Genomic DNA, 13660 nt, shown 5'->3' on the forward strand with positions numbered 1-13660 from the left:
CACCCCCAGCCCCTCTCCCGCGCTGCGGGAGAGGGGTGATCTGGACAGCCGCAGGATCGCCCCTGCTCCGCGCATCCCCCCTACGCTCCCACCTGGTGGGAGCGGAAGGGGAAGGTGAGGGGCTGCCCTCACCCCCAGCCCCTCTCCCGCGCTGCGGGAGAGGGGTGATCTGGACAGCCGCAGGATCGCCCCTGCTCCGCGCATCCCCCCTACGCTCCCACCTGGTGGAAGAGGAAGGGGAAGGTGAGGGGCTGCCCTCACCCCCAGCCCCTCTCCCGCGCTGCGGATAGCCCTCACCCCTAGCCCCTCTCCCGCGCTGCGGGAGAGGGGTGATTTGGACAGCCGCAGGATCGCCCCTGCTCCGCGCATCCCCCCTACGCTCCCGCCTGGTGGGAGCGGAAGGGGGAAGGTGAGGGGCTGCCCTCACCCCCAGCCCCTCTCCCGCAGCGTGGGAGCGGAAGGGGGCCAGGGGGAAGGCGAGGGACATAATCCCCCCCCTTCCTCTCCCGCAGCGTGGGAGAGGAAGCGGAAGGGGAAGGTGAGGGACATAATCTCTCCCCTTCCTCTCCCGCAGCGTGGGAGAGGAAGCGGAAGGTGAGGGACACAATCTCCCCCCTCCTCTCCCGCAGCGTGGGAGAGGAGGGGGGCAGGGGGGGCAGGGGGGGAAGGTGAGGGGGTTCCGCTCAGGAAGCAGCCGGTGTCAGTGCATCGCTCCGCTGAGGAACAGAAAGGGTCGTTGTCACATCATCTGGCGGTAAGAGGGCAATACTTAACACTTCATCAAGGGTCTCAACCGGAATGAAGGTCATCTCAGCGCGCACCGCTTCCGGCAGATCATCGAGATCAAGCATATTACGCTTAGGTAAGATAATAGTACGAATACCAGCCCGGTGGGCACCTAACGCCTTCTCTTTAATACCGCCGATTGGCAACACCCGCCCGCGCAGCGAAATCTCACCGGTCATCGCAATGTCATCGCGTACCAGACGACCAGTTGCGGCTGAAGCCAGTGCTGTCGCCATCGTAATCCCCGCCGAAGGACCATCTTTCGGCACTGCCCCTGCCGGTACGTGGATATGAATGGCGTGCGTCTCGAAGAAATTCGGCTCGATACCAAGCGAACGGGCACGCGAACGCACATACGTCAGCGCAGCCTCAGCACTCTCCCGCATCACCTCGCCTAGTTGACCGGTGATGATAAGTTCTTTCTTCCCTTCTACCGCACTAGCTTCCACAAAAATAATATCTCCACCGACCGGCGTCCAGACCAGGCCAATCGCAACTCCAGGCTGATCGATTCGCTCACGGGTTTCATTTGTGAACCGTGGCCGCCCTAGCGCAGTCCGCACGAATGCGGCATCAACGACAAAGGGTAGACTTGCCGGATCAATCTCACCTTCACTGAGACGACGTGCCACTTTGCGTAGCACTGCCCCAATCGAGCGTTCGAGATTGCGAACCCCCGCCTCACGGGTGTACTCGTTGATGATGCAGCGGAGCGCCTCTTCGCTCACGACTGCTTCTTCGGGGCGCAAGCCATTAGCCCGCAACTGGCGCGGCACAAGATGACTCAGGGCAATTTGCACCTTCTCATCTTCGATATACCCCGACAGTTCAATCACTTCCATCCGGTCACGCAAGGCTGGCGGCACTGTATCCCACGTATTAGCCGTCGCCAGGAAGAGCACACGCGAGAGATCGAACGGCAGATTGAGATAATGGTCGGTAAAGGTATGATTCTGTTCGGGATCGAGCACCTCTAGCAGCGCGGCTGCCGGGTCGCCACGGTAGTCAATACCAAGCTTGTCGATCTCATCGAGCAAAATGACCGGATCAGCAGTACCGGCGCGGCGCAATTCCTGAATAATTCGTCCTGGTTGTGAACCAATGTAAGTACGGCGAAAGCCACGCAATTCTGCCTCATCACGAACGCCACCCAGGCTCATGCGGATAAAACTGCGCCCAAGCGCACGGGCAATACTCTGCCCCAGGCTGGTCTTGCCTACGCCAGGCGGCCCGACAAACGCCAGAATAGGTTCGCGATTGGCGCGCAGATTCTCTTCGCCGAGGGTGGCCCGTCGCTGTTTGACAGCCAGATACTCGAGGATGCGCTCCTTAACCTTCTGCAAACCATGATGGTCTTCGTCGAGTACCTTACGGGCAAAAGCAATATCGATTGGTTGACCGGTATACTTATTCCACGGTAACTCGGCCAGCCACTCAAGGTAGGTGCGCACCATCTGATATTCTGGCGAACTGGCATTGATACGCGCCAGCCGATTCAGCTCACGGTCAGCCTCTTTGCGCGCCACCTCTGGAAGATCGGCAGCGGCTAGCTTCTGGCGCAGGTCGTCAAGTTCAGCAGCTTCGCTCGTATCTTCACCCAGCTCTTTCTGGATAGCCCGCAATTGCTGACGCAGGTAGAACTCTCGTTGCTGCCTGGCGGCGCTCTCTTGTACCTCTTGCCGCAGCTTGGCCTGCACTTCAAGCAACGCAAATTGCTTCCGGTAAAAGTTGAGTACCTTCTGCAGCCGCTCGACCACATCAAAGGTCTCGAGCAATTCCTGACGCTCGGCAAACGTGTAATCGGGCGAATAGCCGGTGTTGTCGGCCAGATGACCGGGATCGTCAATCGAGCGCACAAAGTTCCGGATCTCCTGGGTCACACCGGGACGCAATTCGAGCACAGCATCAATCGCTGCGTGCACCTCAACCATCAACTGTTCGAGTTCAGGAGTGCGCTCGAACACATCAGGCCGTCGGGTGAATCGAAAGCGCAGGTAAGGCGTGGTTTGGACGGCTTCACCTAATTCGGCACGCACTAACCCGCGCACTACCACACCACTTGCGCCGTTGGGCAACGTCCCGAACTGCTCAATCCGAGCCACGACTCCCACTTTAAACAATCGCTCGGCAATAGGGGCGTCGGCTGGAGCATCGGGCCGCCGGGCAACGAGCAAGACATAGCGCCCTTCACGAGCCGCTGCTTCGGCAGCAGCGACTCCCAACTCATCGAGCGTCAAGCTGACGACAATATGTGGAAAGACCACTGCCCCCTCAAGTGGAATGAGCGGCAGCGTCTCTATCACCTCGGCGGCAGATTGATCTGGCGATTGAATATCAGCCTCAGCAGTCGTCTGTTCCCGCACCGTCTCATCATTCATAGCACGTCTCCACATTGCTCCGCGGAACAGAACTTCCGCACTGTTTATATTTTGAAACGCTAGCGGAGGCGTGTCAATGATCGATGAAAAGTTCTAGTGTAATTCTAACAATAGTCAGGTGAGAGGCGTGCGACTGCCTCAGACCAGCACCAATTGCACACCGGCCATTTCGATGCGCCGCCGCTCCTCGTCCGGTAGATCGGTATCGGTAATAATCGTCTCAATCGACTCTAAAGGAAGAACCTTGATAAACCCACGCCGCTGCCACTTGCTCGAATCGGCAAGCAAGATAATCCGTCGTGCTGCCCGCGCCATTGCTCGCTTGGTCTGGGCAATCTCGATGGTTGAATCGGTCACACCGTATCCTGAATCAACCGACTCGGCAGCCAAAAACAGCTTTTCCACCACCAGATCACCGAGGCTTTGCTCAACCAGGGGGCCCAGAGTACCAAAGGTGGCATAATTAACGGTCCCACCCAGCATCCAGACCTGCACATCGCTAAGATGGCGCAGTTCGATAACAATATTGAGGGCGTTGGTCACGACCGTAAGTGGTGTGCGCTGACGTAGATGCTTCACCATTTCAACGACGGTCGTTCCGGCATCGAGCAAGATCGTGTCACCAGGCTGGACAAATTGAGCGGCTGCGGCGCCAATACGGGCTTTGGCCTCAAGCCGAATCCCAGCCCGTTGCTCAAAAGCAATTAATGCACTGGTTGCCGGTAATGCCACAGCACCGCCGTGATCACGGAGCAACACCCCCTCACGTTCAAGAGCAGCCAAATCGTTGCGAATCGTTACCGGCGTCACGCCAAACATGTCGGCCAGTTCGTTGACTCGTACTGACCCTCGTTGGCGCACGACTTCGGCAATCCGGCTTCGTCGATCAAGCATGAGAGGACTACGTTCACCGACCACGCTTTCATCGGTTTGCATAAAATGATCTCCAGTTGCAGAACGTTTCGTTTGCTTACGATGTTATTGTACGTCGTCAGCATGAACAGCGTCAAGCATTACGCGCTGAAGCATAGCGGGTGCAGAACTACAATCCGCGCATGCGCAAGGTATGAGCCGTAAAGGAGGCCAGCTCACGGAACAAGTCTTCCGCACCGGCCTCTTTTTCGTCTTGCGGTAAAGCAAGGTGTGCTTCCACGCGACTTTGCATCGCTGCCCACGCTTCGGGTTGGGCATAGGGTGCAAGATACTGAAAGAGCATCCGATGCGCTCCTTTGCGCTCCATCACTTCCAGACCATCCAGAATTTGACGATGCGGAGTTCCCTCCCAGATTGGCAGAATCATAGCATCACGCAGCCAACGCTCAACCCCAAACTCGGCCAGAGTGCCAATGCCTCCGTATATTTCCATTGCCCACTTGGCCGTCTGCACCGCGTATTCAGCCGTCCAGTATTTCGCTAAATGCGCAAGCAAACGAAAGAGATGGTACTGTTCTGGATAACGAGGGGTTGCCTGCCAGAGCTGATCGAGCAGCCGTACCGCCTCCCAGGCTAACGCAAAAGCTGCTTCTAACGCAACGACTCGTTTTTCGATCTGATGACGAAGAAGTGGATGTTCAGCAATTGGCTTACCAAAAGCCTGCCGACGATGGGCATAGTCTATAGCATCGGCCAGTGCTCGTTGCGCCAGAGCAACACTTCCGACACTATTTGCGACCCGCGAGAGGTTGAGTGTTTCAAGGATAAGATAAATCCCCCACTCTGCTAACCCCAAGAGATAAGCCTCGCTGTACCGCAATTCTACTTCACCGGTTGGAACCGAACGAGTACCGATCTTATCTTTGAGACGCCGAATCGTATAGTTGAGACTACCGTCTGCACGGTACCGCGGAACGAGAAATAGCCCCAGACCACGAATATCAGCCGGGCCAGACGCCAGCCGTGCCGCAACCACGGCCAGTTCTGCACCAACATTACTGGCAAAATACTTATCACCGCTCAAATACCAGCAATCCGCCGCCTGAACGGCTGTCGTCTGCACCGTAGCACCGAGATCGGAGCCACCACCGATCTCGGTCATCCAGGTTGCACCTTGCCAGACCGTCTCATCGCGACGCAGCATCGCGGGCAAGAAACGAGCTTTTACCGCTTCGGTGCCGTATTTCGCTAACGGTACTGCTGTCGAGAGCGAAACGGTATACGGACAATACAGGCCAGCATCGTAAAAAGAGGTAAGATAGCCCAACAAGTAGTGCGGGATGAGCGAATGTTCAGCAAAGACACGCCAGACAACACCGGCTTGATACCCTCGCCTGAGCATCTGCCAGTAGTCGGGCGGATAGAGAATCTCATCGACACGCTTACCTACGCTATCAAACATACGCAACCAGGGTGTCCCGGCACGATCAACCGCAGCCGAAATCCTCTTCCCCTCACGCTCCCACCACCCCTGGTATTCATCCAAATACCCAGATTGCGCCACGTCACCGACACAGCGGCGCAAAAATGCGAGTGGCGAAAAAATGCTCTGTTCCATGTGCTACCTCCAGGGTGCTGATACCAATACTGTCAACACAGACCGTGGATCATAACTACCAACCTTGTGCAGCAATGATCACATCCGTTTACCGCCTTTCATCTGGTAGGATTGTACACAGTTTTCGCAAACCAAGCCTGCAAGACAGCGGCTTTTGGCCGCAGACCACCACCGACAGAACAGGAGCCGCCTTTTCTACACACCCTGCTGCGCTCGTTTCGCTTTCCACTTGCCGATCTCTCACTGCTGCTGAGTTGGATGGATACTTTAAAAATGTCTGGGGAAGAGTAGACTGGTTGTCAGTCTTGGCCCATACTCTAGGGTAAGCAACACATGCTGCGCTTGTATCGCCATCGAAACCAAAACGAAAACAAACAAAATTTTTTAACAAAATAACAAAATCAAATCTTGACAAAACGAAAACATATGGTATGATACAACCATCAAACGAAACCGTTCATCTTGCAGCCAATCTACCGCTGGTGAAATCGGCAACCACGCCTGATCTACACGCTTCCCTGTCCGGCGCGTTGTCGACTGACCGCAACGGAGCGACAGACCAGGTCGTTGAGCCTACGCAGGCTACCACACAGGGGAGTGTGTATGATAAAGATAAGTACGGCGTGTGTTCGCATCGGAGCTTTCGCAACCTCTAAAATTGATGCCATCCGCCAAGTTGGGCAGGTGTTAGTAGAGGCCGGTCATATTCAACCCGCCTACATCGAGAGTATGCTGGCCCGCGAAGAGCTGGCCAATACGTTTCTGGGCAACGGGATCGCTATTCCGCATGGCAGACCTGAAGACCGCGATCTGATTATTGAAACCGGTATTGCTATTCTGCAAATCCCAAACGGAGTAACGTGGAACAAGGGTGAAACCGCTTATTTGATCGTTGGAATTGCTGCTCGTTCTGCTGAGCACATTGACGTATTGCGCCGGTTGACTCACGTCCTCGGCGATGCAAACCTGGTGAAACAATTATGTCAAACCAACAATGCTGCCGACATTGTTGAAGCACTAACCGGTACCCGTCCACCATCGCCGACCTCGTCCCTTGCCGATTACGAGCATTCAGTACAGGTAGTTATCCGCAACCTGACTGGCCTGCATGTGCGTCCGGCCACTACCTTTGTGGAAACAGCACGGCGCTTCCAGGCTCGCATTCGGATACGTTACGGTGAGAACGTCACTGATGGTAAGAGTCTGCTCAGTCTATTGCAGTTGGGGATCACGACCGGGGCAACGATTACAATTTCTGCGCAAGGTCCTGATGCTCAAGAAGCTTTGATGGCCCTCAAAGAACTGATTGACTCCGGCATAGGGGAGGAAACAAACGCTGACACATCGATCAACCACCGGAACATAGCCTATCGCGATTGGGAACCACAACACGTTGCTACAACAATCTATGGTATTGCAGCCGCTGAAGGACTGGCGATCGGACCGATACGGCATTATCGCCGTACCCCTATCGTGATTACCGATCATCCTGGGGATCGCTTAAGCGAGACAGCAGCACTTGAGCAGGCCATCAGTGCAGCCCGCAGTGAACTCGAGCGTGTGGCGAGCGAAGTCTCCCGTCGGCTCGGATCATCACGCGCAGCAATCTTCCGTGCGCACGCTGAATTACTGACCGATCCTACTCTGATCCGTGAAACGGTCAGTCGGATTTTCGATGGTCACAGTGCAGCATGGGCCTGGCAACAGACTATCGCGATGCGGGTTGCTCAGCTCGAAAAACTCGACGACCCGGTGTTAGCCGGGCGGGCCGTTGATCTAAGCGATGTTGGGCAGCGCGTGCTACGGCATCTCCTTGGCCTGGGTGACATGCCATTTATCAGTCTAACCGAACCGGCAATCCTGATCGCCGATGATCTGACCCCTTCAGATACCACCACGCTCGACCCTGATAGCGTATTGGGACTTTGCACAGCGTTTGGTGGTCCCACCTCACACACCGCTATCATTGCTCGTTCACTGGGCTTACCAGCGGTTGTTGCCGCCGGCACAGCAGTGATTGACGTAGCAGACGGTACGCTCGCAATTCTCGATGGTTTTAGTGGCAAACTCTATCTACGACCATCGGCAACCGATGTCGAGACCGCACATGCCTTACGCTCTGGACTCGAACAAGAACAGGCCATCGCCTTCGCTACTCGCCATCAACCGGCTATCACCCGCGATGGTGTGTACATCGAAGTAGCTGCAAATGTGAACCGGGTAGCCGATGCAGTGCGTGCTATCGAAACCGGTGCTGATGGTGTTGGTCTCATGCGTACTGAGTTTCTCTTCCTCGAACGTGACCACGCACCTGACGAAGAGGAGCAGTACCAGGCATATCGGGCAATGGTAGAAACGATGGCTGGGCGCCCGCTGATTATCCGCACCCTCGACATCGGTGGCGATAAGGAAGCACCGTATCTCAACATTCGCCGTGAAGACAATTCGTTCCTGGGTATCCGTGGCTTGCGCCTTTGCCTGCGCCGACCCGATCTGTTTGAACCACAGTTGCGCGCCATCTACCGTGCCGCGATGCACGGTCCGCTCAAGCTGATGTTTCCAATGGTGGCAACGCTGGAAGAAGTACAACAGGCCAAAGCTATTGCCGAACGAATTCGCGCCGAATTGAACGCGCCCCCAATTGAAATCGGCATTATGGTCGAAGTGCCATCAGCAGCCATGATGGCTGATGTGCTGGCGACAGAAGTCGATTTCTTCTCAATCGGTACCAACGATCTCACCCAGTATGTCCTGGCAATGGACAGGCTGCACCCAGAGCTAGCCGGGCAAGCTGACAGTTTGCATCCAGCAGTGCTACGAATGATTGCCCGTACTGTTGAAGGTGCAGCTAGTGCCGGGCGCTGGGTAGGGGTCTGTGGCGGGATTGCCAGTGATCCACTCGGTGCAGCGATTCTGGTGGGTTTAGGGGTCCAGGAATTGAGCGTAAGTATTCCCAGTGTTGCCACCATAAAAGCGCATCTGCGCGGTCTAAACACTGTTGAATTGCGTGATCTGGCGCAACGAGCACTGGCGTGTCGCAACGCAGCGGAGGTGCGTGCCCTATGAATATTGCCACCATTACGCTCAATCCAGCTATCGATCAGACTGTTTTTGTCGATCATTTTCAACTGAATACGGTCAATCGAGCACGAGCAATGCAACGCGATGCTGGTGGTAAAGGGGTAAATGTTGCTTCATTTCTAGCCGACTATGGTCTGAACGTCACCGCAACAGGGCTGCTCGGCGCCGAGAATCCCCATATCTTTGAGCGCCACTTTGCCACCAAAGGTATTACCGACCGTTTTATCCGGGTACCAGGGGCAACCCGCATTGGCATCAAAATTGTCGATGAAGCTAATCAACAAACGACGGATATTAATCTGCCCGGTCTCCCACCACCACCCGGTGCACTTGACGCATTGCTCAATGTGATTGATGAATTAGCCGCCGATCATGAATGGTTTGTACTGGCCGGCAAGTTACCGCCAGGTGTACCGGTTGAGTTTGTTCCCGATCTGATTAAACGGTTACACACCTTCAATCGTGCCATTGCACTTGATGTCAGTGGGCCAGCCCTAGCTGCCGGCCTGACCGCCCAACCTTCGCTCGTAAAACCTAACATCGATGAGCTGCGCCAGATTACTTTGCTTGACCACGATGGACTAGAATCGGCAAGCCTGGCAGCCCGTCGACTTAATCAAATGGGTATCAGGCTGGCAATCGTATCAATGGGAGCGAGGGGAGCCATATTCAGTGATGGCACAACATTGTTGCATGCTCTACCGCCTCCTGTCACGGTGCGTAGCACCGTCGGCGCAGGTGATGCAATGGTAGCCGGCACAATTGCCGGTCTGGTGGAAGGATTATCACTCACAGAGGTTGCCCAACTGGCAACGGCGTTTTCACTGGCAGCACTTGGCTCGATTGGGGCACATCTCCTGCCTCGCGCTGAACTTCGCGCTTTGGCCGCCAGGGTTACGGTTACAGTGGTTGATCCGGCTGTCACTACACTGACACCCGTTGATCAATAAATGTTTGTCAAACTTGAAGGGAGGAGAAAGATGGCCGTTATTGTCGCGATTACGTCGTGTCCCACCGGAATTGCCCACACCTTTATGGCGGCAGAAGGGCTACAGCGCGGTGCGGAGAGTCTTGGTCACACGATCAAGGTTGAAACGCAAGGGTCGGTCGGCGCTGAGAATACACTGACCGCAGCGGACATCGCCGCTGCCGAGGTGGTGATTATCGCAGCCGACACCAAAGTCGATCTCAGTCGGTTTGCCGGTAAGCGGGTCTACGAAACCAACACCAAAGCAGCAATACACGACGGGGTAGGGGTGATTAAAGCTGCTCTTGAACAGGCCAGGATAAAGACAAGTGCTGCAGCACAATCAAATCTGGTCGATCAGGTTGCCGCAGCCAAAGCAGCACGTGCTGCCAGCATAGCTGGCCCTTACAAACATCTGATGACCGGTGTAAGCTACATGCTGCCATTCGTGGTTGCCGGTGGTTTGTTAATTGCGTTAGCATTCGCGTTTGGCGGCATTTATGTCTATGAAGAGACTAATCGTGGCTCATTGGGCTGGGCACTTTTCCAGATCGGTGCACCATCTGCCTTTGCCCTCATGGTACCGATCCTGGCTGGCTTTATCGCCTTCTCAATTGCAGATCGGCCTGGCCTGGCTCCGGGGATGATCGGCGGTATGCTGGCATCTGCAACGGGTTCTGGTTTTCTGGGTGGTATTCTGGCCGGTTTCATTGCCGGTTACGCCACCTTGTGGCTCAATCAGAATCTCAACCTACCCAAAACATTGGCCGGTCTCAAACCCGTTCTGATCCTCCCTTTGCTCAGTTCGCTCTTTGTTGGTCTCCTGATGATTTACGTTATCGGTCAACCGGTGAGTTCAGCCCTTAATGCGCTAACTGCCTGGCTTAAGAGTATGGAGCAAAGCAGTGCCCTGATCCTTGGTCTGATCCTGGGTGCAATGATGGCCTTCGATATGGGCGGGCCGGTCAATAAAGCTGCTTACACTTTCGCGACCGGCCTGCTGGCATCACAGGTAACCACACCTATGGCTGCGGTAATGGCTGCCGGTATGACTCCACCACTTGGACTGGCACTAGCAACCCTCTTGTTCAAGGATCGTTTCTCCGCCGAAGAGCGTGAGGCGGGAAAAGCTGCGGCCGTACTCGGTATTTCTTTCATCACTGAGGGGGCAATTCCCTTTGCCGCTAAAGACCCCTTCCGCGTTATTCCCTCAATCATGGTTGGTTCGGCAGTTGCGGGTGCACTCTCAATGGTCTTTGGGGCAACGTTAGCCGTTCCACACGGTGGTATCTTCGTTCTTCCTATCCCCAATGCGGTTGGTAATCTGCCGATGTATATCGTTGCCATCCTAGCAGGTACCCTCGTTACAGCCGCAATGCTCTATGTGCTCAAGCGACCGTTAGGTACCCTCGAAACGCCAACTACGGCGACAGCGTCAGGCACAGCCGATTAGCACGACACTAGGTAGCAGGGCACGTGATCACGTGCCCCGGCCCTTAAGGGTCTGAATATTCCTTTCAAGATATTGGGATTGGTGATGGACTGCCGCAGTGTGGTTTCAGCAATTATAATATGGGCTGGTGGAAATTGAGCGCTGCTCGCCGTGCTCTAAACAGCCACGCGCTAAGGGACAGAGTCTATCTCCCGCTCAAACCGAGTTCCACTCGCTCACCCCAGATCAGAACGCAGGCCTCTAGCACGCATTCCCAAAAACAAGAGGCATTTTTCAGACACACACGTAAAGGGGGGTAGGGTGTAGATACGCCTTATCCGGCTCTCCTCACACACCCTCCAGTTCCTGCTCGTGGCGCCATTGTGTGACTTCAACTAACGGTAAACGCACACTAAAGGTTGAACCGCAACCCGGTTCGCTCTTCACCACAATCTCACCACCCATTGCCCGACAGAGCCGCTGACTAATTGCCAGCCCCAGACCGGTTCCGCCGTATCGCCTGGTTGTGCTGTTATCAAGCTGCATGAACGGCTGAAAAAGCCGCTGAAGCTGATCGGCGGCGATACCGATGCCGGTATCTCGAACGTCAATCTGGATCATATCTGCTGCCGAACGATAGCAATGGACGTGAATAGTCCCTTGTTCGGTAAACTTGCAGGCATTGCCCACCAGATTCAGCAAAACCTGGCGTAAACGTATTGGATCGGTTACTATCGGTGGTACATCGGGTTCGACTGCCACGGTCAACGTATTTTGCCTCTGCGTAGCCAGACCTTGCAATGTCGAGACCACGTCATTGATCAGCAGCGCGATATTCACCGGCTCAGGGTGAATCTTTACCGCATTCGCCTCTATCCGAGCATAATCGAGAATATCGTTAATCAGCGTCAGCAGATGCCGCCCAGAGGTAATGATACGATTGAGATCGGCGGTCAGATCGTCTAATCCGCGACTCTGTAAGTCTTGGCGCACAAACTCGCTGTACCCCAAAATGGCCGTCAGTGGCGTGCGTAATTCATGGCTCATTGTAGCCAGAAATGCACTCTTGGCCTGGTTAGCAGCCTCAGCTGCCTCTTTCGCCTCTTGCAACGCCAATGCGGCCTGTTTGAAGAGCGTAATATCCCGTAGCACCAGAATCCGTCCAGTCGGGTTACCATCGCGATCGCGCAGTGTCGTGCAGCGGAGATCATAGGTAGTCGTCCCCAGGGCATGGGTATGATTCACCTCAAACTGCCCTTCGTAGCGATCACGTACCTGATCTACCAACCAGTACGGCGCTACCTCCGCTAACGAACGCCCAAGAACATCTACTGATACAGCCAGAATCGATTGTGCTGCCGGATTCAGGTCGATGACCCGATTGCCAGTATCGAGTACGATGATCGCATCAGGCATTTGATCCACGATCATCTCACGTGCGGCTGGCAAGATGTCAAGCACGCGGAAGCGTCGCATCGCGACTGTGAAGACCAGGCCACTTAACGCAAAGGCAACTGGTGTCGTATCGATAGAGGGAATCGGACTGAGGCCGGTAACAAAGAGAATGCTCGTAACCCACGGCAATAGTGCACCGATCAGGAGGCTGATCGCTTGCGCCCGGTAGAGCGCCCGACTACGACGAGCCTGGGAGATCATCAACACGGTACCAACCAGCACCATTCCATACGCATTCAGCACACTTGCATACCACAACGGCCCGTTCGGGCCGGTCAGTACCCAAAGACCGTTTGCAGTGTAGGTTAATTCCACAGTTGGCCACATCAGCCGATGCCAGGAGTTTGTCCAGGCACCCAAGAGGAAACTACCCTGAAGCGTGAGCAGAACGAGCAGGAGCCTGCGTGATACCACGTGAGCACGATTGGTATAGAACAGAGCAAACAGGAGCCAGAAGAACGGTACACCAACCACACTGATGTATTGAATACTGCTCAGCAAAATCTTGCCCTCAACAGTGGTATGTGACAATTCCAGCGCATTACACAATGACCACCAGACGGTACAGGCCATCATGCCGAGAAAAACCTGCGCTACCGGCAATTGTCGGTACGACCACGCCTGAAACATGGCCATCATAGCCAGCATTGCCGCAGTAAGTGGGAACAGGATGTAGGGGGTGAAATACCACATAGTGATAACCGTATGACACTCATGATGATAAACGCCACGACATCGTTGCTCTAGCAGAGGAGTTTTCAACGTTTCCAAATGCCTTTTGCCCGAGATCACTGACCGCTGGCCTGTGTTGTACGATGCGAGCCTGACCTGTTTCCTCTTGCTGCGAGAGGGGAACGATAATCTTGCAGCGAGTTCGGAACATGCCCCGACAGTGCACTGAAGGGCATGATCGGCGAACCACCAGGAGTTTGGCCGTAGAACATTGACAGAACGGGAAACGGCGTGTCTCTACACACGCTGCGGTTGGGCCGAGAACCCGCCCCCTTCTCATCGCTCACTCCTCTCCTTTCTCTCCCACTGCCGGGAAGGAAAAACATGTGGAAAAGCTG

The 13660-nt window shown here is 55.1% G+C and carries 7 protein-coding genes; 3 read left to right on the forward strand and 4 right to left on the reverse strand.

Translation table 11 applies throughout. The features are described from left to right. Positions 1-683: 683 nt before the first annotated feature. The 3 genes from lon to JE47_RS0112085 form a co-directional block, all read right to left on the reverse strand. Positions 684-3164 carry an endopeptidase La gene (lon, locus tag JE47_RS0112075; RefSeq protein ID WP_031460007.1) on the reverse strand — a complete coding sequence of 827 codons (2481 nt, stop codon included), beginning with the start codon at positions 3162-3164 and terminating at the stop codon, positions 684-686. Between the two features lie 138 nt (positions 3165-3302). Further along, positions 3303-4100: a DeoR/GlpR family DNA-binding transcription regulator gene (locus JE47_RS0112080; protein WP_031460008.1), complete on the reverse strand. Its 798-nt coding sequence runs from the start codon at positions 4098-4100 to the stop codon at positions 3303-3305. Between the two features lie 106 nt (positions 4101-4206). Next, on the reverse strand, positions 4207-5655 hold the full coding sequence (locus JE47_RS0112085; RefSeq protein WP_031460009.1) for an acyl-CoA dehydrogenase family protein: 1449 nt from the start codon (positions 5653-5655) through the stop codon (positions 4207-4209). A gap of 603 nt (positions 5656-6258) precedes the next feature. On the opposite strand from JE47_RS0112085, the gene ptsP reads away from it, so the two are divergent. The 3 genes from ptsP to JE47_RS0112100 are packed head-to-tail and all read left to right on the forward strand — an operon-like array spanning position 6259 to position 11156. Continuing rightward, entirely contained in the window at positions 6259-8721 is a 2463-nt protein-coding gene (ptsP, locus tag JE47_RS0112090; RefSeq protein WP_031460010.1) for a phosphoenolpyruvate--protein phosphotransferase, read from the forward strand. Further along, positions 8718-9686, forward strand: coding sequence for a 1-phosphofructokinase (gene pfkB / locus JE47_RS0112095; protein WP_031460011.1), 969 nt, complete (start codon positions 8718-8720; stop codon positions 9684-9686). The genes ptsP and pfkB overlap by 4 nt, the downstream gene beginning before the upstream one ends. A 30-nt stretch (positions 9687-9716) precedes the next feature. Beyond that, positions 9717-11156, forward strand: a complete 1440-nt coding sequence (locus JE47_RS0112100; RefSeq protein ID WP_031460012.1) for a PTS fructose transporter subunit IIC — start codon at positions 9717-9719, stop codon at positions 11154-11156. A 327-nt stretch (positions 11157-11483) separates the two neighbouring features. On the opposite strand, the gene JE47_RS0112105 is transcribed toward JE47_RS0112100, so the two are convergent. After that, the gene (locus tag JE47_RS0112105) at positions 11484-13283 is read right to left on the reverse strand and encodes a sensor histidine kinase (RefSeq protein ID WP_051871146.1); all 1800 of its coding nucleotides are present in this window, start codon (positions 13281-13283) and stop codon (positions 11484-11486) included. Between the last annotated feature and the right edge of the window lie 377 nt (positions 13284-13660).

It is taken from the genome of Chloroflexus sp. MS-G (genome assembly GCF_000735195.1).
Lineage (GTDB): Bacteria > Chloroflexota > Chloroflexia > Chloroflexales > Chloroflexaceae > Chloroflexus.